Source organism: Streptomyces sp. NPDC001933, from assembly GCF_042890955.1.
Lineage (GTDB): Bacteria > Actinomycetota > Actinomycetes > Streptomycetales > Streptomycetaceae > Streptomyces.
Genome location: NZ_JBIASS010000006.1, coordinates 403,691 through 427,825, shown reverse-complemented (window position 1 = coordinate 427,825; position 24,135 = coordinate 403,691). Strand labels below are relative to the sequence as shown.

Sequence of the window (24,135 nt, the reverse complement as noted above, 5' to 3'; positions counted from 1 at the left end):
ATGCTTGCGCCGCACCCTAGTTGGGGCCTCGGCGGGCGTCATCCGGATGGCGCAGCCGTCACTCGATGGAATGGCTTTGGGTAAAGGTGCTGACGCGCCGCTGTCCATGGGGCAGCGGCGCGTCGGTGCTTGTCAGCGCGTCGCAGGCACGCCGGTGCGTGCGACGCGGAGAGGCGTACTGTCGGCTCCCGGTCCCTCCGGAGCCCCGGAGGGCGGGATCAGCCCTCTGCGGCCTTCCGGGCAATGTCCGTACGGAGGTGCGAGCCGTCGAGGCGGATGCGGGCCGCCGCCGTGTAGGCGCGCTCCCGGGCGCCCGCGAGGTCCTTGCCGGTCGCGGTCACGGACAGCACCCGGCCGCCCGCGCTGACGATCGTGTCGCCCTCCCGCCTGGTGCCCGCGTGCAGGACGTACGCGTGCGGGGCGTCCTGCGCCACCACGTCGTCGAGCCCCTCGATCGGGTCGCCCGTGCGCGGCGTGCCCGGGTAGTTGTGCGAGGCGATGACCACGGTGACGGCGGCGTCGTCGCGCCACTTGAGCGGGGGCAGCTCGTCGAGCGTGCCGTTGGCGGAGCCGAGCAGGACACCGGCCAGCGGGGTCTTCAGGCGGGCCAGGACCACCTGGGTCTCGGGGTCGCCGAAGCGGGCGTTGAACTCGATCACCCGGACGCCGCGCGAGGTGATCGCGAGGCCCGCGTACAGCAGCCCGGAGAACGGGGTGCCGCGGCGGCGGAGTTCGTCGACGGTCGGCTGGAGCACCGACTCCATGACCTCGTCGACCAGCTTGGGGTCGGCCCACGGGAGCGGGGAGTACGCGCCCATTCCGCCGGTGTTCGGGCCCTCGTCGTCGTCCAGGGCGCGCTTGAAGTCCTGCGCGGGCTGGAGCGGCAGCACGGTGGTGCCGTCCGTGATCGCGAAGAGGCTCACCTCGGGGCCGTCGAGGAACTCCTCGATGACCACGCGGTCGCAGGCCAGGGCGTGGGCGCGGGCCGCCTCGACGTCGTCGGTGACGACGACGCCCTTGCCGGCGGCGAGACCGTCGTCCTTGACGACGTACGGGGCGCCGAAGGCGTCGAGGGCGGCATCGATCTCGGCGGGGGTGGTGCAGACGTAGCTACGGGCGGTCGGGACGCCGGCCCCGGCCATCACGTCCTTGGCGAACGCCTTGGAGCCCTCCAGCCGGGCCGCCTCGCCGGAGGGGCCGAAGCAGGGGATGCCCGCGGCGCGCACGGCGTCGGCGACCCCGGCGACGAGCGGCGCCTCCGGGCCGACGACCACCAGCTCGGCGCCCAGGTCGGTGGCGAGGCGCGCGACGGCGTCGCCGTCGAGGGCATCGACCGGGTGCAGTTCGGCCACCTCCGCGATACCGGCGTTGCCGGGAGCGCAGTACAGAGCGGTGACGTCGGGGTCGAGGGACAGAGAGCGGCACAGGGCGTGTTCGCGGGCGCCGCCGCCGATGACGAGGACCTTCACGGGGTGCAGCCTAGCCGCCGGGGCGCGGCGCCCTTGACGGACGCCGCTACGTGGACACCCCGGGCCGCCGCGGCGGGAGCCACGGCCCGCCGGAGCGCGCCCCCGCCGTTCGCCGCTGCTCTCCGCCATTCGCTCGCCGCTATTCGTTGGTGAACTCCTCGACGACCGTGGCACCCAGCTCGCGGACGATCAGGTCGTGCCCGGAGAGCGCCGAGTCGACGAGGTCCGGGTCGTCGGCCTCGGGGGTGTCGTCCTCGGGGGCGACCGCACGCGGGGGCTCGGGCGCGGAGTACTGCTGTTGCGGTGGTGCGGAGTACGACTGCGGAGCGGGCGCCGCGGCGGGTGCGGAACCCGGCTGCTGCGAGTGGCCCTGCTGAGGCTGGTGCTGCTGGTGCTGTTGATGCGGAGAAGCGGCCGGCCGGGACTCGTAACTCTGCTGGGGCGCAGGGGCCTGGTACTGCTGCGCGGGCGGGGCGGCGGGGCGGCCCCCGCCGGCCTGCACAGGTGCGCCGACGCCGCCCGACGGGTCGACGACGGCCTCGATCTTCCACTGCGCGTTGAACCGCTCGGCGAGTGCCTGCCTCAGCACTTCCTCGCTGCCGCTGCTGGCGAAGTTGTCACGCGCGCCCGCGTTGAGGAAGCCGATCTGGAGGGTGGTGCCGTCGAAGCCGGTGACCTGGGCGTTCTGACTGAGCAGGATCCAGGTGAAGCGGCGGCGGTTCTTCACCGCCTCCAGGATGTCCGGCCACATGTTCCGCACCTGGCCGGCGCCCTGGGTCATTCCCGGGCTCGGCTCGGCGGCGGGGACCGGCGCCGAGGGCGCGGCCTGGGCCGGCGCGGCGGCCGGGGCGGGCTGCGGGACGGGCGACTGGCCCGGGGCGGAAGCGGTCGGCCAGCCGCCGGGGCGCCGTCCCGATTCCGGGGCGGCGGCGGTGGGCCAGGCACCGGGGCGCTGACCGCCCGCGGGAGCCGGGGCCGCCTCGGCGGGCGGCTGCGGTGCCTCGGGGGCCGCCTGCGGTGCCGGGACGGGGGCGGGCGGCGCCGCCTGGACCGGTGCGGGAGCCGGGGCCGGGGCTTCGCCCCGTACCGCCGCGCGCGCGACGGCCGGGCCCGTGCCGGGCTGCATGACGGGGGCTGCGGGCGCCATGGGTACGGGTGCGTGGGCCAGCGCCTCCGGACCGGGTACGTACCCCATGGCGGGCCCCGGGCCCGTGGTCGCGAAGGAGGCGCCCCGCTCCAGCCGGTCGAGCCGGGCCTGCAGCGAACGCTCGTCGTCGAAGGCCGCGGGCAGCAGCACCCGGGCGCAGATCAGCTCGACCTGGAGACGCGGCGAGGTCGCCCCGCGCATCTCCGTGAGCCCCTCGTTGACCAGGTCGGCGGCGCGGCTCAGCTCGGCGGCGCCGAAGACGGACGCCTGGGCCTGCATCCGCTCGACGACATCGGCGGGGGCGTCGATCAGCCCCTTCTCCCCGGCGTCCGGCACGGCGGCCAGGATGACCAGGTCGCGCAGCCTCTCCAGGAGGTCCGCGACGAAACGGCGCGGGTCGTTGCCGCCCTCGATCACCCGGTCCACGACCTCGAACGCCGCGGCCCCGTCGCCCGCCGCGAAGGCGTCCACGATCGAGTCGAGCAGCGAGCCGTCCGTATAGCCGAGCAGCGAGGTCGCCATGGCGTATGTCACACCGTCGTCGCCCGCGCCGGCCAGCAGCTGGTCCATCACCGACATCGAGTCACGCACGGACCCGGCCCCGGCCCGCACGACGAGCGGCAGCACGCCGTCCTCGACGGGGCTGTTCTCCCTGCCGCAGACCTCGGCGAGGTAATCGCGCAGCGTCCCCGGCGGCACGAGACGGAACGGGTAGTGGTGCGTACGCGACCGGATCGTGCCGATGACCTTCTCGGGCTCGGTGGTCGCGAAGATGAACTTGAGGTGCTCCGGCGGCTCCTCGACCACCTTCAGCAGGGCGTTGAACCCCGCCGAGGTGACCATGTGCGCCTCGTCGATGATGTAGATCTTGTAACGACTCGACGCGGGCCCGAAGAACGCCTTCTCCCGCAGATCACGGGCGTCGTCCACGCCACCGTGCGACGCGGCGTCGATCTCGATCACGTCGATCGAACCCGGTCCGTTGCGCGCGAGGTCCTGGCAGGACTGGCACTCCCCGCACGGCGTGGGCGTCGGCCCCTGCTCGCAGTTCAGACAGCGGGCCAGGATGCGCGCGCTGGTCGTCTTGCCACAACCGCGCGGACCGCTGAACAGGTACGCGTGATTGACCCGGTTGTTCCGCAGCGCCTGCTGCAGCGGTTCAGTGACATGCTCCTGCCCGATGACCTCGGCGAACGACTCGGGGCGGTAGCGGCGGTACAGCGCAAGGGACGACACACATACGAGGTTATCCGGGCGGACCGACAACCGGCCCCGGACCGGTCGAAGCCCCGCCCCGCACACCCGGGAAGCGCAGGGCCCGGAAACCGCAAGGCCGGACCGCAGGCCCCGGAACCCCCGGAAACACAAGGGCCCCCCACGCACCCGCCAGAGCCGACCTACCCTTGCTGCCTTCCGGCCCTGGGGGAGTTCAGTCAGATAGCGCCACGTGAGGGGCTGACGCCCACCTTAGCCGATCCCCACCCCTGCCGGTCCACTCCCCCCACCTCCGGAACCGCCCCGGACGACCGCGGAGCGAGCCCGAACCGATCTCAGGGGGAACGGGTTCGCGAGCACTCCTCAACGTCTTGTATTGTTTGCCGCGGAGGATTCGCCTAGTGGCCTAGGGCGCACGCTTGGAAAGCGTGTTGGGGGCAACCCCTCACGAGTTCGAATCTCGTATCCTCCGCCAGTGCCTCACCGGGCACGTTGTCGAAGGGCCCCACCGTTCGCGGTGGGGCCCTTCGACGTGTGTGGTCTCAGTTTTGGTCTCAGTTGCGCGCTGGACCGCACACCTGACCGCCAAGCAATCGGTTGCCAGCCACCCGCGGGCCGCCGCCACAACGTCGAACGCCTGATCATCCAGGATGAGCTTCGGCAGAATGGCGACGTTTTCCAGGTTCACCGCCGCGTCTCCCCACCGACGCCTGCGGTCTCGGCAGAGGGAAGGAGGAGGGCGCCTCACGCAGAGCCCAGACTCGATGCGCATCCAAGCTTCGGATACTCAATGACCCTCTGGAGATCGCCAACAAGCATGCCCCGGACAAGCTCTTCGTCGCCGATGGACTTCACGTAGTCGTCGAACTCCAGCGGCTCCGACGCACAGAGGGTCTCGGCGTCGGACCACAGCTTGCGGACGGTTGCAAACGACCCTCGTTCCAAGTAGGGCTTGGAGATCAGCATCACCGTCGTCGGGTGGCGTCGGCGGCGGCGAGGACCTATCGGGAGAAGGTGACGTTCTGCCCGGTGTTACCGGCCTCCGGTTCCAGCAGGATCACCTCGCGGGGACGCCGAGGTCGATGGCGTGCTCGCGGAAGTGAACGGCCTCGCCGCGCGGTAGGACCTTGGCGGTGGTGGGGCGGTTGCCGCCGACGAAGACCAGGGTCAGGAACAGCCCAGCGCGGTACAGCTCGGCGGAGTGAGTGGCGGCACCGAGGTCGTGGCTGCCCAGCCCGGTCGCCACGTCGCCCTGCGGTCCGGCAGCCCCGGCCCAGCTCACCTCCCGGCATAGCCGCTATCCATCGTCCAGCTGATTGATCAGGCGCAGGCCGGTCTCATTTCTGGTCTCGTTCGGACCCGTTCAGCACCGCCCGACATCCGCCCGAACCCTCATTCCACCGCAGGTCAGGACACGGCTGGACCCCTCAGAACCCCCATACGAACATTTGGAAAGCGTGTTGGGGGCAACCCCTCACGAGTTCGAATCTCGTATCCGCCGCAGCCGCCTGGACAGCTCACCACCGGGGGAGTCCGCACCCATACGGCGTCCACGGATCGCAGAGGTAGGCCATCCTGAAACCTGCGGCGGATCTGCCGGCTGCCATGGTTGCGAATCGCGAGGTGTCCCAGCATGAAGTCCGGATCGACGCTGGCGACGTGGCTGGGCAGCCTCGACGGATGTCGCCTGGCACGCGTGCTCGAAACGCGGAGAGACGCCACGGCCGCTCCGGAGCCGCGCTCGGTGGGGGAACTGGCCGACCGTCTTCAGCGCCCGGGATCGGTGGCGCTTGTCCTGCCGCAGCTCGCACTGCCGCATCTCCAGGTCGCCGAAGCGCTGGCGACGCTGCCTGCGCCCGCGTCGCGCGATGCCCTGGCGGAGCTGCTGGGAGTCGCGGACGACGACACCACCCGCGAACTGGAAGCCGTGCTGGAGACGCTGGCCGATCATGCTCTGGTCTGGCCGGACGGTGCGAAGAAGCTCCGCATGGCCGGACCGCTGCGGCAGGCGTGGGACGCGCCTCTGGGACTGGATGCCCCGCTGGAGCTACTGCTCGCGGGCACGACCTCCGACGAACTGCGCGGCATGCTCGCGGCACTGGGCGTCAAGCCGCCGGGCGGCAAGTCGCAGCGGCTGGCCGCCCTGGTGGAACACCACAGTGCCCCGGAGCGGATCGTCTCCGTGGTCGGCAAGGCCCCTGCGGCGGCCCGGAAGCTGCTCGAAGGCCGAGCCGGGGCCGGGCCGGCGCGGCCCCCGCGGTTCATCATGTTCGGGAGCCCGGGCCCCGATCTCGAACCGGGCGCTCGATGGGCACTGGAACGGGGACTCCTGATCCAGGACCGTCACCGCTACGGCCAGGCCCGTATGCCTGCGGAGGTCGCGGTCGCGCTGCGCGGGCCCGGCTGGCGTGCGCCGTTCCAACCCGTCCCGCCTTCCGAGCGATCGGCGTCCGTCACCCCGGCGGAGGTGGACCGCGAAGCGTCGGCCGCGGCCGCGGCGTTCGCCACCCACGCCGCCTCGGTCCTGTCGGCCTGCTCGACCACCGCGCCGGCCCGGCTGAAGTCCGGCGGGATCGGTGCGCGTGAACTGGCCCGGATCGGCAAGGCGGCCCAGGCCGACGACGCCGTCGTACGCCTCACCCTGGAGACCGCGTATGCAGCCGGGCTGCTGGCCCGGGACGGCGATCGTGTGGCCCCCACCGAGGCTTACGACGCCTGGGCGGAGCATGAACCTCCGGAGCAGTTCGCCGTACTGCTCCAGGCATGGCGGAACCTGCCGCTCACCCCCACCCAGGCGCGTGACGAGAGCAACAAGGCTCTCCCCGCCCTCGTCGGCGCACCGCCCTGCAACGGCTGTGTGCATGCCCGCCACGGGCTGTTGGCCGCAGCCGCGCGGCTCCCGGCAGGGCACGGCGTGCGGGTCGCGTCGGATCTGGGGCCGCTGATCGCCTGGTACCGCCCCCTCGCCGACTCGTCACCGGACGGACCGCCGTTCGCCACCGTGATCCGCGAGGCCGAACTCCTCGGCGTACTCGCGCGAGGCGCCCTGTCCACCATCGGCATCCACCTGCGGACCGGCGACGCCGAGGGGCTGGGAATCGAGTGCCGACGGCTGCTGCCCGCCGCCACCGCGACGGCCCGGATCGGCGCAGACCTCACCGCTGTCGTCACCGGCACACCGTCCGCGCGGCTGGCCGCACTCCTGGACTCCGTCGCGGACCGGGAGGCCAGCGGCACGGCGTCGGTGTGGCGGTTCAGTGCCGACAGCGTCCGCCGGGCTCTGGACGCCGGCCGTACCCACGAGGACATCACGGCCGACCTGGCCGCTGTCGCCGCCGGGCCACTGCCACAACCGCTGTCGTACCTGATCGCCGACACCGCACGGGGCCACGGGCGGGTACGCATCGCCCCCGCCTCCTGCGTCCTCCACGGCGACGAACCCGCACTCCTGGCGGAGCTCACCGCCCACCGCGGGCTCACCAAGCTCGGACTACGACAGCTGGCACCGACCGTGCTGATCAGCCGCAGCCCGATCGACGCGACTCTCGCCGCGCTCCGGGCCGAGGGATACGCCCCCGTCGCCGAGACCGCCGAAGGCACGGTACGCATCGAAAAGGCCCGGCCTCGGCGGGCCGGCGCTGCCGTTCCGGCTCCGCGCGGCTCCAGGGCGAGGGGCGGGGGCCGGAACGCCACGAGCACGGCGAAGGAATCCGCCGCCTTCGACCCGAGCACCTTGGCGGTCCAGCTGCTGACGGCCCCGCCTGCACCCGAACCGGCGCCACTCGACGGTGGAGTGCCCTTCGCCACGGACACCGAGGAGATCGTCGCGGGATGGGCGAAGCACCTTCCGTACAGCGACGTCCGCCAGCTCGCTCATGCCATCGACGCCGGTCAGGCCATCACCGTCGAGTACGTCGCAACCTCGGGCAGCCGGACCGTGCGCACCCTCAGCCGCCTGGACCTCGATCCGCCCTACCTCGAAGCCTGGTGCCACCTTCGGGACGCCGAGCGCGTTTTCACCCTCTCCCGCATCCGCAGTGTCATGAGCGTCGCACCTGAATGAGGAAGAATACTATCGACAGCGATACTATCTCTGTCGATAGTATTATTCATGGGAGGCTTCCATGCGGCGCTTCATCGGACGGGATCGCGAGCTGAACGTGCTCGGCAATGCCTTGCAGTCGGTTCACGATGCCGTCGGGTCGGTGAAACCGGGGCAGTGCATCCTCATGCGTGGACGGCGGCGGGTCGGCAAGTCCAGCCTCGTCGAAGAGTTTCTCCGGCGCACCGAGGTGCCGTACCTGTTCTTCACCGCGGCGGGCGGCACGGCGGAAGACGAGCTGACGGAGTTGCTCGACGCCGCCGCAAGATCCACCCTGCCGGAGCGGGAACTGTTCTCGGAGGAGGCTCCAGAGCAATGGAATGCGGCATTGAGGCTGCTCGCGGAGAGCCTTCCCGACGACAACCCGAGCGTGGTCGTCATGGACGAGGTTCCGTACCTGATGGACCGCATCGACGCCTTCGAGGGCATGCTCCAACGGGCATGGGACCGTCTGCTCAGCCGCAAACCCGTGCTCCTCCTCCTGGTCGGGTCCGACCTGTCGATGATGGAGGTGCTGAACAGCTACGACCGCCCCTTCCATCAAAGGGGCCGGGAAATGGTCGTGGGGCCGCTGAACCCGGCCGACATCGGCGAGATGCTCGGTCTTGAGCCGGCGGCCGCCTTCGACGCCGCCCTGATCACGGGCGGACTTCCGCTGATCTGCGCAGAGTGGCGGCCCGGGGCCGACGTCCGGGAGTTCCTCCGCGACTCGCTGGATAACCCGATCTCGGCGCTGCTGGTCTCCGCCGAGCGGTCACTGGCCGCGGAGTTTCCACCACAGGCGATGAGCAGGGAAGTCCTACGGGCCATCGGAAGCGGGGAGAGGACCTTTACCAACATCGCTCGCGCGGCGGGCGGTATCGCCCACACCACTCTCACCCGAGCCACTGACGTCCTGGCCGAGAAACGGGTGGTGGCAGCCGAGCTGCCCCTCTCGCTGAGGCCGTCGAAGGAACGCCGCTACCGCGTGGCCGATCCCTACCTCCGTTTCTGGCTCGCATTCCTGGATCCGCACATGGCGGAGATCGAGCGGATGCGGGGAGACCTCACACTGAGCCGGATCCAGGAGCAGTGGACGAGCTGGCGTGGCCGTGCGATCGAACCCCTCGTCCGGGAATCCCTCGCCCGCCTCCTGCCGGACGAGCTCCTGCCCGCCGCCCCCGCGATCGGCGGGTACTGGACCCGCAGCAACGACGTCGAAATCGACTTGGTCGGCGCCGACCGGCAGCCCGTGGCCAAGGAGTTGCTCTTCCTCGGTTCGGTCAAGTGGCTGGAGAACTCCGCGTTCGACAGCCACGACCTGGCCGCGCTCCAGAAGCACCGAGCCGCGATCACCGACGAGCCGGTACCGCTCGTGGCGGTCTCGCGCAACGGGACGATCTGTTCCGGGCTCCAGGCAGCGTACGGGCCCGAGGAACTGCTGGGCGCCTGGCGCAGGGCGTGATCAGGGGCCGACTCCTGCGGTTGCAGTTCTGGTTGCAATCGCCTCCGCCCTGACCGTACGAACATTTGGAAAGCGTGTTGGGGGCAACCCCTCACGAGTTCGAATCTCGTATCCTCCGCCATTGCTCTCACCGGGCAATGCGTCGAAGGGCCCCGCAGCTTGCTGCGGGGCCCTTCGACGTTCGTGCTCCGCGGCGGGTTCAGCGGCACAGGGCGGTGTCCACGACGCGTTCGAGGGTTCGCCGGCCCGGCTCGTCGGTGAGCTGCGTGGTGACCGTGACGTTGGCGGCGCGGCCGTCGTCGGTGGCGCCGCCCCGGGTCTCGTAGCCCGGGAAGCTGCCGCCGTGGCCCCAGGAGAGGCCGCCGCACGGCAGCGGCCTGCTGACCAGGCCGAGTCCGTAGCGGGCGCCGGGGCCGAAGGTCGCTTCGGCGGGGACGGTGGAGCGCATCCGGGCGAGCTGGGCCGGGGGCAGGAGGCGGCCGGCCAGGAGTGCGCTGAAGAAGCGGTTGAGGTCGGAGCCGGTGGAGATCATCTGGCCTGCGGCCCAGCCCCAGGAGGGGTCGATCTCCGTGATGTCGCGCAGCGGTCCGTCCGCCGATTCCCGGTAGTAGCCGTGGGGGTGCGGCTCCCGGATGGTCACGTCGCCGGGGGCGGGGAAGTAGGTGTGGCGCAGCCCGATGCGCTTGATGACGCGCCGGTCGATCTCCTCGGCCAGGGGGCGGCCGGTGACCTTCTGGACGATCAGGCCGGCAAGCACGTAGTTGGTGTTGCTGTACTTCCAACTCGTCCCGGGGGCGAAGTCGGCCGGGTGCCGGAGGGCTGTGGCGAGCAGTTCGCGGGGGGCGTAGTACCGGACGTCGTCCCCGAGGTGGTTGCTGTAGTTCGGGAGTCCGCTGGTCTGCTGGAGGAGCTGGCGGACGGTGATCCGGCGCCCGTCGATCCCCTCCCCGCGGACGAGGCCGGGCAGGTAGGTGTCGACGTCGGCGTCCAGGGCCAACCTCCGCTCCGCGACGAGCTGGAGGACGACGACCGCGACGAAGGTCTTGGTGTTGCTGCCGATGCGTACCTGCCCGTCCCTGGGCACCTTCGAGCCGGTGGCCAGGTCGGCGACTCCTGCCGTGTAGGTGCGGGTGTGGCCGTTCCGGTGCTTGACGCTCGCCAGCGCGGCCGGCATCCCGCCGTCTCGCACCAGTGCGTCCAGGGGCTGCTGGACGGCGTCCGGCCTGGCGGAGGCGGATACGGAGGCGGATGCGGATGCGGATGCGGATGCGGATGCGGGCGGGACGAGGGTGCCCGGTGTCATGACGGCGATGGCCATCGCGGCCGCGGTGGTCAGGGCCCGTCGCCGGGTGCCCTGTCGGCGGCCGGGCGAGCGAAGTCCTTGCCGTGTCTGCGCACGCATGAGTCAACTCCTGGGGAATCGCTGGATCGTTGGATCGCTGGGCCGTTGGATCGCTGTTCGGGTTGCGGGCGCGGGTTGCGGGTTGCGGGTTGCCCGTGCGTGGTTCATCCGCACAGCGCGCGGTCCACGGCGTCCTTCACGTGCTGCACTGCCGCCTCGTCCGTCGGGATGCTGGTGACCGTGACGTTGGCGGCGCGGCCGTCGTCGGTGACGCCGCCCCGGGTCTCGTACCCCGGGATGTCGCCGCCGTGGCCCCAGTAGACGCCGCCGCACGGCAGCGGCCTGCTCGTTAGCCCCAGCCCGTAGCGGAGGCCGGAGGTCCCGGCGGGAACGGTCGTGCGCATCTCGGCGAGCTGGGCCGCCGGGAGGAGGCGGCCGGCCAGGAGCGCGGTGAAGAAGCGGTTGAGGTCGGAGTTGGTGGAGATCAACTGGCCTGCCGCCCAGCCTGCGGAGGGGTCGATCTCCGTGAAGTCGCGCAGCGGTCCGTCCGCCGGGCTGCGGTGGTAGCCGTGGGGATGCGGCCCCCGGATGGTCACGTCGCCGGGGGCGGGGAAGTAGGTGTGGCGCAGCCCGATGCGCTTGATGACGCGCCGGTCGATCTCCTCGGCCAGGGGGCGGCCGGTGACCTTCTGGACGATCAGGCCGGCCAGGACGTAGTTGGTGTTGCTGTACCCCCATGTCTCGCCCGGAGCCGCGTCGGCCTTGTACCGGAGGGCGATGTCGATCAGCTCGCGCGGCTCGAAGTACCGGTGCCGGAGCTCGTCGTCGTCGATGTGCATGCCGTACTCGGGGAGTCCGCTGGTGTGCTGGAGGAGCTGGCGGACGGTTATGCGGCGCCCGTCGATCCCCTCCCCGCGGACGAGGCCGGGCAGGTAGGTGTCGACGTACGCGTCGAGGCCGATCTTCCCCTCGCCGACCAGCTGCAGGACCACGACCGCCGTGAACGCCTTGGTGTTGCTGCCGATCCGAATCCGACCGTCCCTGGGCACCTTCGAGCCGGTGGCCAGGTCGGCGACTCCCGCGGTGTAGGTGCGGGTGTGGCCGTTCCGGTCCTTGACGCTCGCCAGCGCGGCCGGCATCCCGTCGCCGCGCACCAGCGTGTTCAGGGCCTGCTGGACGGCGTCCGGCCTGGCGGTGACGGTGGTGGTGGCGGCGACAGAGGTGGAGGAGGCGGGTGGGGCGAAGGCGGCCAGTGTCATGGCGCCGATGGCCATCGCGGCCGCGGCCGACACGGTTCGTCGCCGCCCGCCGCCGCCGCGCTGCCTGGTCGAGGTACGAAGGCCCTGCTGGTTCCGAGCACGCATGAGTCAACTCCCGGGAATCGTTCGGTCAGGGCACGATCCTGGTTTCCGGGGACCCTCGACCGCATCGCGGCAAGGCGGGAGAAAACGCTCCCCCGATCGGGGGAGGCTGCCGGTGGGCCGCCCGGTGATACTGACGCCCATGACCTGGGGAATCCGGCCGCTGCTGCGCGGCTCCACGTACACGGGTGTGCTGTTCGCCTATTGCGGCGCGCTGGTGAGCCTTCCGCTGCTGCCCTTCGCCCTGCTGCCCGCGGCGTTGTGGCCGTCCGCACCCGAGAGCGTGCAGATCGTCCTGGTCCTGCTCGTCTGGGCGGCTCTGGTCGGCTCGGCCGGGCTGGTGCGCCCCGTACGGCGGGCGCTGGTCGTGGCCGCCCGTCGGTTGCTGCGGGTGCCGCTGCCGGATCCGGTGGCCGGTCGCCGGACCTCCGGTTCACCCGGCCTCGACCGCTGGCGGACCCCGCTCTGGCTGGTGCTGCACGTGGCCGTCGGGTGGATGGGGGCGCTGGCGAGCGGGGTGCTGTTCGTCATGGGCATCGCGCTGCCGGGGAACTGGATCGGCGGCGAGGCGCGGCTGAGCCTGTTCGGTACGTCGGTCCAGGCGTCGGGCGGGTGGAGCTGGGTGATGGCGGCCGTGTTCATCGTGCTGGCGGTGGCCATCTGCGTACTGGTGACGAAGGCCCTGCGGTGGTCGGCGCCGCGGCTGCTGGGGCCGTCGGCGGCCGAACGGCTCGCGCTGGCCGCCGAGCGCGAAATGCTGCTGGCCGAACGCAACCGGATCGCCCACGAGTTGCACGACTCGATCGGCCACACACTGACGGCGGCCACCATCCAGGCGGCGGTGGCGGGCGAGATGCTCTCCGCCGATCCGGCGGCGGCGCGGGCCGCGATGCGCAGCATCGAGGAGTCGACGCGGGCGGCGCTGGAGGATCTGGACTACGTACTCGGAGTGCTGCGCGAGGAGCAGTCGGGGACGGCGCCGACCCGGACCCTGGCCGACCTCCCCGGGCTGCTGGACCGGCTGCGGCACGCGGGGGCGGTGGTGGAGCCGGAGCTGTCGGCCGGGCTGGCGCAGGTGCAGGGGACGCTCTCCCGGGCGGCGTACCGGATCCTCCAGGAGGGGCTGACGAACGCGCTGCGTCACGGGGCGGGCGGCCCGATCGGCATCAAGGTGGCGGCCGGGCCGGACGCGCTGGACCTCACGGTGGTCAACCGGACCGGGGCACGTACGGACCCGGGCGCGGGTCCGGGGGCCTTCCCGACCTCCGGCCACGGCCTGTCCGGACTGGCCGAGCGCGTCCGGCTGCTGCACGGTGAGTTCCGGGCCGGCCCGGACGGGACGGAGCACTGGCGGCTGGCCGTCCGGCTGCCGGTACGGATGTCGGCGTGAACGCATCCGACGCGGGCGATGCCGCGGCCCTTCCCGCCGTCAGCCTGCTGATCGCCGACGACGACGAGGTGACCCGCAGCGGACTGGGCATGCTGCTCGCCGCACAGCCGGGGATCACGGTGGTCGGCGAGGCGTCCGACGGCGTCGAGGCGGTCGAACGGGCGCGGAGCCTGCGGCCGGACGTGGTCCTGATGGACGTCCGGATGCCGCGCCGCAACGGGATCGAGGCCACCCGCCAGCTGCTGGCCGAGGTGGCCGACCCGCCGAAGGTAGTGGTGATCACCACCTTCGAGAACGACGGCTACGTCACCGCCGCCCTCAGCGCGGGCGCCAGCGGCTTCGTCCTCAAGCGGCTCCCGGTCCGCCGGATCGCCGAGGCGGTCCGCGTGGTGGCGGCGGGCGAGGCGGTCCTCTTCCCGGCCGCGCTGGGCCGCATGGTCGCCGCCCGCCCGCTGGGCTCCGCCGAGGCCCTGCCGCACGCCGACCTGACCGGCCGGGAGGAGGAGGTGCTGCGCCTGATGGCCACCGGCCTCTCCAATCCGGAGATCGCGGAGTCCCTCACGGTGAGCCTGGAGACGGTCAAGACCCACGTCGGGAACGTACTGACCAAGCTCGGCGCGCAGAACCGGACCCACGCGGTGGTGATCGCGTACGAGTCCGGCCTGATGGTCCCGGGCTTCACCGGCTGACCGGCTTCCGCCCCTCTTCCACGGCGTGGGTGCACACATGCAGTCCCCGGTAGTCCTTCTCGGTGCCGGGACTTTCAACCGTCGCTGAAAGCTCCGGATCCGGAGGATCTGCCGGGGGCCTGGCCAGAGCCAACGAGTGGGTCACGCGGGTCGGCGGACGTCTCTGCCGACGGTGCGGCTCGCTCTGGTTTTCTGGTGTATTGATGATTTTCCTCCTAATTTCTCACTGGTCAAGGGTTTTGGTGCCTATTTCTCCTGCGCGACTGGATGTCGGTGGTCAGGGCGTCCGGGCGCGCCACGGTCCGGGGTCGTGTGATCACCGTCACCCGATTTCTTCGGGTTCCGTGTCATCCGGATGAGGGGTGCCGGGCGTATGCCGGGTGAGACCGAGGAGATCCAGGAGTTGTTTGTTGACCGTCGAGGAGTTCGAAGAGTTCTACGCGCAGACGGCCGCCCGGCTGACAGGGCAGTTGTTCGTGATGCTCGGCGACCAGCACGAAGCGCAGGACGTGGTGCAGGAAGCGTTCGTCAAGGGGTGGAGCCGGCGGCGTCAGCTCGATCGTGACGGGCAGCCCGAGGCATGGATCCGCACGGTCGCCTGGCGGCTGGCGGTGAGCCGGTGGCGGGGGCGGCGGCGGGCGGCGGATGCCTGGCAGCGCAGTGGTGCGCCTCCCCATACGGAGCCGCCCGGGCCGGAGACGGTGGCCCTGGTGGAGGCGTTGCGGGAGCTGCCGTCCAAGCAGCGACGCACGCTGGCGCTGCACTACGTCTGCGATCTGACCGTCGAACAGATCGCCTTGGAGACCGGTCTGGCGGCCGGCACCGTCAAGACGCACCTGTCCCGGGGCCGGGCCACGCTCTCTCATCGTCTGCAGGATCCGCGTACCGAGGAGGGGCCCAGTGTCTGAAGCCCACGACCCATTGAGGTCCCTGTTCAAGGAAGCCGCCGCCGCCGGTCAGTCGCGGGCGCGTTCGGCGCCTCCGTCGTACATCGCCGAGCGGGGCGAACGCGTACGCAGGCGCCGGATCGTCGCGCTGACCGTGGGGGCCTGCCTGGTCTTCTCGGGTACGGGCGCTGCCGTGGCCTCGCTGGTGCCGGACGGCACGGGCACGCCCGTCCCCGCCACCACTCCCTCGCCCGTTCCCTCGCCCCGGCTCTCGCCCTCGCCGAGCTCGCCGGCCTCGCCGAGTTCCACGCCCTCCTCGCCGCGGACCAGTCTGCCGCCGACGAGCCCCCCTTCCGAGAGCCCGTCGACATCGCCGGCGACACCCAGCCTGAGCGCCACGTTGCCGCCCTCCTGAACCTGACCGACCGACCTGCTGCCCGTTCCCGACCGGGCTGTTCGGTGTGCGCTGAACCGACGCTGGAGATTGTGCTGTGAGCCTTTCCACCGCCCGACGGCCACGGCCGCCGCGCGAGCATCCGCCCCGCGGGGCCGAGGCCGCTCCCGGCGCGCCCCGCGACGCCCCGGCACCGGGCAGGAAGCCCTCGGCCCGGCCGGTGCTGCGGATCGGGCCCGCCGACCGTGAGGTGCTGTGGCTCTACCTGCTGACCCGGGTGGGCATCTGGACCACCGCCTACTGCACCCAGTGGCTGTTTCCCGACCGGGAAGGGACGCGTCACGCCGGCTCCCTCCTCTCGTCGTGGCAGCGGTGGGACTGGTGGCACTACCTGCACATAGCCCAGTCCGGTTACTTCCCGGACGGGACCGGTCCCTGGACGGCCGACTGGGACAACCGGGAAGCCTTCTTCCCCGGCTTCCCGTTCCTGCTGCGGGCCGTGCACACCGTCGTGCCGAGCTGGGCGGCCGCCGGCGCGCTGATCTCCTTCGTCGCCGGAGGGGTCGCCGTACTGGCCCTGGGCCGGATCGCCCGGCTGCACCTGCCGCAGGGCGGTGCGGGGCCGCGCGCGGCGATGTTCTTCCTGCTGTCCCCGTGCGCGGTCTTCCTCGCCGCCGGCTACACCGAGGCGCTCTTCCTCGCCTTCGCCCTCCCGGCCTGGCTGGCCGCCCAGCGGCTCAACTGGCCACTGGCGGCCGTACTCACGTGTCTGGCCACCACCGTCCGGGTCAGCGGGCTCTTTCTCGCGGCGGCCCTCGCGGTCCACTTCCTGGTGACCGCCCGTACCCCCGCCCACTGGCGCCGTCTCCCCTGGCTGGCGCTGCCCGCCCTGCCGCCGCTGCTCCACAGCTGGTACCTCCACGCGCACACCGGCGACTGGATGGCCTGGAAGCACGCCGAGGAACGCGGCTGGTACCGCGACTTCCACACCCCCTGGGAGGCGTGGCGGAACACCTGGCACGCCGCCTTCGGGCACTCCCAGGCCACCGGGTACGCCCTGATGTGCCAGGCCGAACTCCTCACCATGGTCGTCGGCCTGGTGCTGTGCGGCCTGCTGCTCCGGCGGCGGCGCTGGGCGGAGGCGGCGTACATCGCGCTCAGCCTGTGGGCGCTGGGCACGTCCTACTGGTACACCTCCATGCCCCGGGCGACCCTGCTGTGGTGGCCCCTGTGGACCGGGCTCGCCGCCTGGAGCCTGCGGAGCCCGCGCGTCAGGACCGTCTACCTCACCGTCGCGGCGCCGCTGACGACGATCGTCGCCGTCACCTTCCTCTCGGGGCGGTGGGCCGGCTGACCCGGCCCACCGCCCCGAGGTCGGCCGAGGCTCTTCCAGAACCGGTCGTGGTGGTCCCGTGCGAAGTCCGCGCGCTGCCAGGTGTCCGAGGCCAGGGTCTGCACATGTCCGTCCGCGCCGCGGAAGCCTGGCCAGTCCGTCCGGCCGGACTCGGCGAAGCCCACCCAGGTGCTGATCACCCCGCTCACCCTCCCGCCCGGTCCAGGTGGCACCGGAGCCCGCTCGGGGGCTTGCTGGTCCCGGGGGTGTCGGGCCGGTGACGGCCCCGGAGCCGGAGGAGGCGAGCGGACGCCCATGGAGCCGCGACCGGAAACACGATCGGACGACCGGGGCCGGGCCCTGCGCACCCCGCGGGCCGCGGGAACGGCCGGGGTCGTCTTCGCCCTGCTGCTCGCTGCCGCCATCGTCATGATCCGGCTGGCGATTCCGCTCGAGCCGGGCAAGGGCTCCGGCGAGTGGCTCACCGATCCCTCGCGCCGGCGCACGGTGCAAACGGCGCTCGAACTCGTCCCGTTCGCAGGCATCTCCTTCCTGTGGTTCATGGGGGCCGTGCGCTCACGCATCGGGGACGCCGAGGACAAGTTCCTCTCCACCGTCTTCCTGGGCAGCGGCCTGGTCTTCGTGGCGACCCTCTTCGGGTCCGCGGCGGCGGCCGGCAGCCTGCTGGCGACGGCCGGCTCGCCCGGGGCCGAACGCGGGGGTCAACTGTGGGTGTTCGGCGGGCACTTCACGTACGGCCTGCTGACCACCTACTCGATGCGCATGGCCGCGGTCTTCATCTTCTCGACCTCCGCCATCGGGCACCGGCTCGGCGTCCTGCCGCGCCCGCTCACGGTCCTCGGCGCCCTCACCGGTCTGACCCTGCTCTTCGTGACGAACAGCGTCGCCTGGTCCGAGCTGGTGTTCCCCCTGTGGGCACTGGGCGTCGGCCTCCACATCCTCGTGGTGGGTGCCGCGAGTCCGCCGGTCAGACAGTGACCCCGCCGGCCCGCCGATGACTCCGCCGGTCCAGCCGTACTCCATCGGTCCGGCGATAACTCCATCGGTCCGTCTGTGCTCGCGGATCCGGAACGGCCCTCGCACGCTGAGCCGGGAGTGCTCGGAGTACTACTGGAAGGGCGGCCCATTGATGAGGCTTGTCGTCGATCTCAACCGGTGCCAGGGGTACGCGCAGTGCGCCTTCCTGGCACCCGATGTCTTCGCCATGCACGGCGAGGAATCCCTCCTGTACAACCCCCACGCCGACGAGGCCCAGCGCGAACATGTACTGCGTGCCGCCACCGCGTGTCCGGTGCAGGCCATCCTGGTGGAAGGCCTGGACGAGGCACCGGCCGCGGTGGGAGAGGGGCTGTCCGGTGTCCGGTGACCACGCCCTGGAGTGGCTGAGGCGCGAGGGGCGGATCGTGATCGTCGGCGCCTCCCTGGCCGGTCTCCGGGCCGCGGAGACGCTGCGGAAGGAGGGCTTCGCCGGTTCGCTCACGCTGATCGGCGACGAGCCCCACGAACCGTACGACCGTCCGCCGCTCTCCAAACAGGTGCTGCTGGGCCACGCGTCCGCCGATCGCACCGAGCTGCCCCGGCGGCGCGGGATCGACGCGCAGTGGCGGCTCGGGGTCGCCGCCACCGGGCTGGACATGGCGGCCAGGCGGGTGCGGCTCGCCGACGGCGGCGAGGTGGAGTACGACCGGCTGCTGATCACCACCGGGGTACGGGCCCGGCCCTGGCCGCATCCGACGGAGGCCGAGCTGGACGGGGTCTTCGTGCTGCGCACCCGCGACGACGCGGCCCGGCTCCAGCGGCGGCTGGCCGCGTCGCCGCGCCAGGTGCTCGTCATCGGCGCGGGCTTCACCGGCTCGGAGATCGCTTCGGCCTGCCGCGAGCGCGGGCTGCCGGTGACCGTCGCCGAACGCGGGGCGGCGCCCCTGGTGGGCGCGCTCGGCGGGGTGGTCGGCCAGGTGGCCGCGGAACTCCAGCGCGCACACGGGGTGGACCTGCGCTGCGGAATCATGGTCACCGGTCTTGAGGGCGACTCGGCGGGCCGGCTGCGGCGCGCCCACCTGTCCGACGGCACCACCCTCGACACGGATGTCGCCGTCGTCTCGCTCGGCGCGACCCGGAACACCGAGTGGCTGGCCGGATCCGGGGTCGGCGCCGGTCCGCGCGGAATCGCCTGCGACGCGGGGTGCCGGGCCTTCGACGTCCGGGGCATCGTGACCGACGACATCTTCGTCGCCGGTGATGTCGCCCGGTCCCCGCACGCGATCTTCGGGTACCAGTTCCTCTCCCTGGAGCACTGGGGCAACGCCGTCGCGCAGGCCGAGACCGCCGCGCACAACATGATCAGCAGCAGTTCCGAACGCCGCCCCCATCTGTGGGTACCGGCCTTCTGGTCCTCCCAGTTCGGCGTCAACATCAAGTCGGTCGGCGTCCCCTCGCTGGGCGAGGAGGTCATCGTCGCCCAGGGCTCGCTCGCCGACCACCGCTTCACCGGCGTGTACGGGTACCAGGGCCGGGTCATCGCCGCGGTCTCCTTCGACCAGACGAAGTGGCTGGAGTTCTACCAGCGGCAGATCGAAACGGCCGCTGCGTTCCCGCCCGAGTACCCCTCGGTGGACCGCCGCCCCGAAGGCCTGCGGCCGGTCCCGGCCGACTTCCCGGACCCCTCCCTGCCCACCCACGGACCCTCCGTCACCGTCAGCGGCTACTCACCGACCGACCAGCGGATCACCTTCACCCCCGCCCGGGCCTGACCCCAGCAAGGACCCCGCCACCATGACGCAAGACACGCTCCTGCGGCAGATCATCGACTACGCCAACCGTGCCGACCCGTACCCGCTCTACACCGAACTGCGCAAGAAGCCGGTACGGCAGGAGGGCGACGAGCTGTTCGTCGTCAGCACGTACTGGGAGATCAAGAGTCTGCTGCACGACCCCCGGATCAGCTCGGACGCCCGCAACCTCTCCCCCGGCGCCGCGGGCACCCTGCTCCAGGAGGAGGAGGACTCACCGCTGCCGCCCGCCTTCCTGCGGCTGGACCCTCCCGAGCACGACCGGCTGCGCCGGATGACGATGCGCCCGTTCGGGCCGCCGGAGACGCCCCGGCGCGTGGACGGCATGCGCGGCGAGCTGGCCCGGATCGTCGACGGCCTCATCGACGGGTTCGGGGACCGGAAGCAGGTCGACATCGTCGACGACTTCTCGTACCCCTTCCCCGTCACCGTGATCTGCCGGCTGCTGGGCGTTCCGCGCGAGGACGAGGCACGCTTCCACGCCTGGGCCGACACCATCGCCGCCGGGCTCGACCCGGACCCGGGCGGGGACCCCGGTGCGCAGCGCCGCGCCACCCACGAGGCCCGCACCGAGCTGGGGATGTACCTCTCCGGGCTCATCGACGAACGCAGCGGTGCCCCCGGCGACGACATGCTCTCCGCGCTGGTCACCCAGCACGGCCCGGACGGGCAGATGACCCGGATTGAAGTGCTCAGCACCGCCGCGCTGCTCCTGATCGCCGGTCACGAGACCACGGTCAACCTCATCACCAACGGGACGCTCACCCTGCTGCGCAACCCCGACGTCCTCGAACGGCTCCGCGACGACCCGCGGTTGGCCGTCCCGCTCGTGGAGGAGCTGCTGCGCTTCGAGCCGCCCGTGCAGTTGCTCCCGCAGCGCACCACCCTCGCGGACATCGACATCGGCGGCACCACCATCCCCAAGGGCGCCTCCGTCTGGCTCGTCCTGGCCGCCGGGAACCGGGACCCGAAACGGTTCCCCGACCCCGACCGCTTCGACCCCGACCGGCCGGACATCCAGCACCTCGGCTTCGGCAGCGGCATCCACAACTGCTTCGGCGCACCCCTCGCCCGGCTGGAGGCCCAACTCGCCCTGACCGCGCTCGCCCGGCGGCTCGACGCCCCACGGCTGGTGGAGGACCCGCCCCCGTACCGGCAGAACGCCGTGCTGCGCGGGCCCCGTCATCTGAACGTCTCGTTCGACGGGCTCCGTTCCTGAAGCCGGCCCGACAGGCTCCGTTCCTGAAGCCGGTCGTCCGGACGATGATGGGCGGATGCCGACGCACGAACCGGACCGGCACGAGACCGGGCCCTCGCTGGAGCAGATCCTCGGGCTGATCGACCCCGGAATGCTCGATGTCGTCGTGGCGCCGCGCGGCACCGGTGTGCCGGTGACCGATGTGGTGCTGCTCGACCCGGGCGAGGTGCGGGAGGACGAAGGCGGCGCGGAGTGCGAGGACGGTGCCCCGGAACGGCTCGACGACGCGTGGGCGGCGGCCGGGCCGGTCCTGCTCGCGGTCGGTGTGGAGGTCGCCTCGCCCGAGGCGGTCGACGTGCTGCGCGCCGCCGACCGGGCCGGGGCGGCGGCCGTGGTGATGCGGCGGGGCGCCCGGGGGCCGCGGGCCGCGCTGCTGGAGGCCGCGGGCCGGGGGCGTACGGCGTTGCTGGCCCGGCGGCCGGGGCAGGGGTGGACGGAGGTGCTCGGCCGGCTGCGGACCGCTCTGGTGCACAGTGCCCCGGCCGGGGCCGCCGGAAGTGCCGGGGTGGGGGCGCTGCGGCTCGGCGACCTGTCCGGGCTGGCCAATACGGTGGCGGACCTGGTCGGCGGGGCCATCACCATCGAGGACCCGCAGTCGCGGGTGCTGGCCTATTCGCGGCTGGACCACGAACCCGATCCGATGCGCCGGCTGACGATCCTCGGGCAGGAGGTCCCGCGCTGGCGGGTCGTCGAGCTCCGCGAGAGCGGCTTCTTCCAGGCACTGTGGAGCACCGAGGACGTGGTGCGGCTGCCCGCCGACGCGCGGTACGCCGAACGGCTGGCCATCGCGGTCCGCCACGGGCCCGAAGTGCTCGGTTCCATCTGGGCCGCCGCCGACGGACGGCCGCTCGCCGGGGACGCGGAGGCGGCGCTGCGCACCGCGGCGCGGGCCACCGTGCCCCATCTGTCCCACCACCAGACCTGGGGCCGGGCGGCGGCCAGGGCCCGGGAAGGGGCGGTGCACACGCTGCTGAAGGGGAACGTCCGGGCCGCGCACGAGGCCGGAATCACGGCGGACCGGCCGTACGCGGTGGTGGTCGCGGAGGCGTACGACGTGCACGGAGAACAGGCCCTCTCCACCGCCACCGCCGGGCAGCGGGTGCTGGATGTGCTCGCGCTCCAGGCCGCCGCGTACCGGCCGGGGTGTGTGACCGCGCGGTCCGGGCGGCAGCTGTACGTGCTGGTCCCGGCCGGGGACGGGGAGGCCGACCCGTCGCGTCCCTTGCTGGCGACCGTGCGGTCGGTGCCGCGCGACGTGGTCCTCGCGGGTGCCGGGCCGGTGGCGGCCGGGCTGTCGGGGCTGCCCGCCTCGCGGGAGGCCGCGGAGCTGGTGGTGCGGGTGCTGCGGGAGCGGGCCGCGAGGCGGCCGGCCGGGGAGGTGGTGTCGGCGGTGGCGGCGTACGACGAGGTGGTCCCCGAGGCGACGGTGCTCCGGCTGCTCGACCGGGTGGAGCCGTTGTGGGGGGCGCTGTCGGGGCCGGTGCACGCGATGGTGGAGCACGACCGGGCGCACGGTTCGGCGTACGGCGACTCGGTCACCGCGTACCTCGACGCGTCCTGCGACGCGGGCGCGGCGGCGCGGTGCCTCAATGTGCACCCCAACACCCTGCGGTACCGGCTGCGCCGGGCCCGGGAGCTGTTCGGCGTCGATCCGGCCGACCCCGCCGTGCGGCTGCTGGCGGACATCGGGCTGCGGCTCGCGGCCCGTCGGCCGCCCGGTACGGACCGTACGCGCCGCCGTTGATCGTTCGGTTGTCCGGAAGGGCAAAGGATCCGGGCAGGCGTCGTCGTGTCGGTCGAAGACGCGCCGGGCCCCGCGCGCCGAAGCTGTCCGTAGGTGACGGCGAGACAGACGGAGGGGCGTTGTGGTGGTTGGTATGACTTCAGGCTCGGCGGCCGGGCGGCGCGGTGACCGCCGCACGGTGGCGCTGACGCGTGCCGTAGGGGACGGGCTGCTCGGTCCGCACTCGCCCGTGGTCGGTCTGCTCGACGTGGACGGTGTACTCGCCGCGGTGGACGCGCTGAACGAGGCGTTCGAGGGGCCGTTCGAGGGGCCCGCCCCGGTGCAGCACACGTTCGCGGCCAAGGCGTGCGGCCTGGTGCCGGTGCTGCGGCTGCTCGCGGACGCGGGGATGGGGTGCGAGGTGGCCTCGCCCGGTGAGCTGGAGCAGGCCCTCGCCGCCGGGTTCCCGTACGAGCGGCTGGTCTTCGACAGCCCCGCGAAGACGGTCGAGGAGCTGGAGTTCGCGCTCGCCCATGGCATCGCGGTCAACCTGGACAACTTCCAGGAACTGGCCCGGGTGGACGCCCTGCTGGCCGGCCGGGAAGCCGCCGGACCCATCGGCCTCCGGGTGAACCCGCAGGTCGGGGCCGGGGCCATCGGCGCGATGAGCACCGCGACCGCGACCTCGAAGTTCGGCGTCGCGCTGCGTGACGCGGGGGCCGAGGACGCGGTGATCGAGGCGTTCGAGCGCCGCCCCTGGCTCAACCGGCTGCATGCGCACGTCGGTTCACAGGGCTGTCCGCTGCCGCTCGTCGCCGAGGGCATCCGCACGGCGTACGAGCTGGCCGAGCGGATCAACGCCCGGCTGGGCCGGGCCCGGATCACCGGGATCGACATCGGCGGCGGCCTGCCCGTCAACTTCGACGGCGAGGAGGACCGGCCCACGTACGCCGAATACGTCGCCGGACTCCGCGAGGCCGTACCGGGGCTCTTCGACGGCCGCTACACCCTCGTCACCGAGTTCGGCCGCTCGCTGCTCGCCAAGAGCGGAACGATCGGCACCGTCGTCGAGTACACCAAGTCCGCCGGGGGGCGGCGGATCGCGGTCACGCACGCGGGCGCCCAGGTCGCCACCCGTACCGTGTTCATGCCCGGCTCCTGGCCGCTGCGCGTCGGGGTCTTCGACGCCTCGGGCCGCCCCAAGCAGGGTCCGGCCGAGACCGTCGACATCGCGGGACCCTGCTGCTTCGCCGGGGACCTCACCGCGACCGCGCGTGAACTCCCCGCCGTCGAACCCGGCGACGTGGTGGCGCTGTACGACACCGGGGCGTACTACTTCTCCTCGCACTTCTCGTACAACTCGCTGCCCCGGCCCGCCGTGTACGGCTACCGCACCGACGCCGAGGGGCGGGTGCGGTTCGCGCTGGTGCGCGAGGCGCAGAGCGTGCGCGAGGTCGTCGAGGAGAGCGGTCTCGCGCAGGCGGACAACCTGGTGGCGCTGTCCGCCGGATGAGCCCGCGTCAGGGCCTGCGGCCTCAAGGTCTGCGGCCTCAAGGTCTGCGGCCTCAAGG

At 72.4% G+C, this 24,135-nt stretch carries 17 protein-coding genes, 1 tRNA gene, 1 other RNA gene and 1 pseudogene; 13 read left to right on the top strand and 7 right to left on the bottom strand.

Annotation, left to right across the window (positions count from 1 at the left end):
* Positions 1-218: 218 nt before the first annotated feature.
* The 3 genes from purD to ffs all read right to left on the bottom strand — a co-directional run bounded on the left by purD (position 219) and on the right by ffs (position 4,076).
* Entirely contained in the window at positions 219-1,469 is a 1,251-nt protein-coding gene (gene purD, locus ACFYY7_RS18360; protein WP_356088706.1) for a phosphoribosylamine--glycine ligase, read from the bottom strand.
* Positions 1,470-1,608: 139 nt separating this feature from the next.
* On the bottom strand, positions 1,609-3,852 hold the full coding sequence (locus ACFYY7_RS18355) for a DNA polymerase III subunit gamma and tau (RefSeq protein WP_388662586.1): 2,244 nt from the start codon (positions 3,850-3,852) through the stop codon (positions 1,609-1,611).
* Between the two features lie 127 nt (positions 3,853-3,979).
* Positions 3,980-4,076, bottom strand: an RNA gene (gene ffs / locus ACFYY7_RS18350) — signal recognition particle sRNA small type.
* 142 nt (positions 4,077-4,218) lie between these two features.
* Here ffs and ACFYY7_RS18345 point away from each other — a divergent pair.
* A tRNA-Ser gene (locus ACFYY7_RS18345) sits at positions 4,219-4,306 on the top strand.
* 290 nt (positions 4,307-4,596) lie between these two features.
* Here ACFYY7_RS18345 and ACFYY7_RS18340 read toward each other — a convergent pair.
* Positions 4,597-5,113 (bottom strand): annotated as a pseudogene (locus ACFYY7_RS18340) (YdcF family protein); the annotation flags it as partial.
* A 351-nt stretch (positions 5,114-5,464) separates the two neighbouring features.
* On the opposite strand from ACFYY7_RS18340, the gene ACFYY7_RS18335 reads away from it, so the two are divergent.
* Together ACFYY7_RS18335 and ACFYY7_RS18330 are read left to right on the top strand one after the other, a co-directional pair.
* On the top strand, positions 5,465-7,894 hold the full coding sequence (locus ACFYY7_RS18335; RefSeq protein WP_388662584.1) for a helicase C-terminal domain-containing protein: 2,430 nt from the start codon (positions 5,465-5,467) through the stop codon (positions 7,892-7,894).
* Positions 7,895-7,955: 61 nt separating this feature from the next.
* Complete coding sequence (locus ACFYY7_RS18330) at positions 7,956-9,377, top strand: ATP-binding protein (RefSeq protein WP_388662582.1); 1,422 nt, start codon at positions 7,956-7,958, stop codon at positions 9,375-9,377.
* A gap of 199 nt (positions 9,378-9,576) precedes the next feature.
* Here the strand turns inward: ACFYY7_RS18330 and ACFYY7_RS18325 are convergent, their stop codons facing one another.
* Together ACFYY7_RS18325 and ACFYY7_RS18320 are read right to left on the bottom strand one after the other, a co-directional pair.
* Entirely contained in the window at positions 9,577-10,779 is a 1,203-nt protein-coding gene (locus ACFYY7_RS18325; protein ID WP_388662580.1) for a serine hydrolase domain-containing protein, read from the bottom strand.
* A gap of 104 nt (positions 10,780-10,883) precedes the next feature.
* Positions 10,884-12,083: a serine hydrolase domain-containing protein gene (locus tag ACFYY7_RS18320; protein ID WP_388662578.1), complete on the bottom strand. Its 1,200-nt coding sequence runs from the start codon at positions 12,081-12,083 to the stop codon at positions 10,884-10,886.
* Between the two features lie 139 nt (positions 12,084-12,222).
* Here ACFYY7_RS18320 and ACFYY7_RS18315 point away from each other — a divergent pair, with 139 nt between their 5' ends.
* The 3 genes from ACFYY7_RS18315 to ACFYY7_RS18305 all read left to right on the top strand — a co-directional run bounded on the left by ACFYY7_RS18315 (position 12,223) and on the right by ACFYY7_RS18305 (position 15,067).
* Positions 12,223-13,470 carry a sensor histidine kinase gene (locus ACFYY7_RS18315; protein WP_388662576.1) on the top strand — a complete coding sequence of 416 codons (1,248 nt, stop codon included), beginning with the start codon at positions 12,223-12,225 and terminating at the stop codon, positions 13,468-13,470.
* The gene (locus ACFYY7_RS18310) at positions 13,467-14,159 is read left to right on the top strand and encodes a response regulator (protein WP_388662574.1); all 693 of its coding nucleotides are present in this window, start codon (positions 13,467-13,469) and stop codon (positions 14,157-14,159) included. The genes ACFYY7_RS18315 and ACFYY7_RS18310 overlap by 4 nt, the downstream gene beginning before the upstream one ends.
* A 410-nt stretch (positions 14,160-14,569) precedes the next feature.
* Entirely contained in the window at positions 14,570-15,067 is a 498-nt protein-coding gene (locus tag ACFYY7_RS18305) for a SigE family RNA polymerase sigma factor (protein WP_388662572.1), read from the top strand.
* A gap of 48 nt (positions 15,068-15,115) precedes the next feature.
* Here ACFYY7_RS18305 and ACFYY7_RS18300 read toward each other — a convergent pair whose 3' ends face one another.
* On the bottom strand, positions 15,116-15,445 hold the full coding sequence (locus ACFYY7_RS18300) for a hypothetical protein (RefSeq protein WP_388662570.1): 330 nt from the start codon (positions 15,443-15,445) through the stop codon (positions 15,116-15,118).
* Between the two features lie 92 nt (positions 15,446-15,537).
* Here ACFYY7_RS18300 and ACFYY7_RS18295 point away from each other — a divergent pair, with 92 nt between their 5' ends.
* The 7 genes from ACFYY7_RS18295 to ACFYY7_RS18265 all read left to right on the top strand — a co-directional run bounded on the left by ACFYY7_RS18295 (position 15,538) and on the right by ACFYY7_RS18265 (position 24,077).
* A complete protein-coding gene (locus ACFYY7_RS18295; protein WP_388662568.1) occupies positions 15,538-16,794 on the top strand; it encodes a mannosyltransferase family protein in 1,257 nt (418 codons plus the stop codon).
* Between the two features lie 294 nt (positions 16,795-17,088).
* A complete protein-coding gene (locus tag ACFYY7_RS18290) occupies positions 17,089-17,772 on the top strand; it encodes a hypothetical protein (protein WP_388662566.1) in 684 nt (227 codons plus the stop codon).
* 151 nt (positions 17,773-17,923) lie between these two features.
* Positions 17,924-18,160, top strand: a complete 237-nt coding sequence (locus ACFYY7_RS18285; protein ID WP_388662564.1) for a ferredoxin — start codon at positions 17,924-17,926, stop codon at positions 18,158-18,160.
* Complete coding sequence (locus tag ACFYY7_RS18280) at positions 18,150-19,544, top strand: NAD(P)/FAD-dependent oxidoreductase (RefSeq protein WP_388662562.1); 1,395 nt, start codon at positions 18,150-18,152, stop codon at positions 19,542-19,544. The genes ACFYY7_RS18285 and ACFYY7_RS18280 overlap by 11 nt, the downstream gene beginning before the upstream one ends.
* Positions 19,545-19,566: 22 nt before the next feature.
* Complete coding sequence (locus tag ACFYY7_RS18275) at positions 19,567-20,802, top strand: cytochrome P450 (RefSeq protein ID WP_388662561.1); 1,236 nt, start codon at positions 19,567-19,569, stop codon at positions 20,800-20,802.
* A gap of 55 nt (positions 20,803-20,857) precedes the next feature.
* A complete protein-coding gene (locus ACFYY7_RS18270) occupies positions 20,858-22,585 on the top strand; it encodes a PucR family transcriptional regulator (RefSeq protein WP_388662559.1) in 1,728 nt (575 codons plus the stop codon).
* A gap of 133 nt (positions 22,586-22,718) precedes the next feature.
* Positions 22,719-24,077 (top strand): diaminopimelate decarboxylase, encoded by a 1,359-nt coding sequence (locus ACFYY7_RS18265; RefSeq protein ID WP_388662557.1) that lies wholly within the window; start codon positions 22,719-22,721, stop codon positions 24,075-24,077.
* Positions 24,078-24,135 lie beyond the last annotated feature (58 nt).

Bases quoted from the DNA above. Each gene is read 5' to 3' on its own strand.
- ACFYY7_RS18270 (WP_388662559.1), top strand. From the start codon at position 20,858: ATGCCGACGCACGAACCGGACCGGCACGAGACCGGGCCCTCGCTGGAG.
- ACFYY7_RS18335 (WP_388662584.1), top strand. From the start codon at position 5,465: ATGAAGTCCGGATCGACGCTGGCGACGTGGCTGGGCAGCCTCGACGGA.
- ACFYY7_RS18320 (WP_388662578.1), bottom strand. From the start codon at position 12,083: ATGCGTGCTCGGAACCAGCAGGGCCTTCGTACCTCGACCAGGCAGCGC.
- ACFYY7_RS18315 (WP_388662576.1), top strand. From the start codon at position 12,223: ATGACCTGGGGAATCCGGCCGCTGCTGCGCGGCTCCACGTACACGGGT.
- ACFYY7_RS18285 (WP_388662564.1), top strand. From the start codon at position 17,924: ATGAGGCTTGTCGTCGATCTCAACCGGTGCCAGGGGTACGCGCAGTGC.
- ACFYY7_RS18290 (WP_388662566.1), top strand. From the start codon at position 17,089: ATGGAGCCGCGACCGGAAACACGATCGGACGACCGGGGCCGGGCCCTG.
- ACFYY7_RS18325 (WP_388662580.1), bottom strand. From the start codon at position 10,779: ATGCGTGCGCAGACACGGCAAGGACTTCGCTCGCCCGGCCGCCGACAG.
- ACFYY7_RS18265 (WP_388662557.1), top strand. From the start codon at position 22,719: ATGACTTCAGGCTCGGCGGCCGGGCGGCGCGGTGACCGCCGCACGGTG.
- ACFYY7_RS18275 (WP_388662561.1), top strand. From the start codon at position 19,567: ATGACGCAAGACACGCTCCTGCGGCAGATCATCGACTACGCCAACCGT.
- ACFYY7_RS18330 (WP_388662582.1), top strand. From the start codon at position 7,956: ATGCGGCGCTTCATCGGACGGGATCGCGAGCTGAACGTGCTCGGCAAT.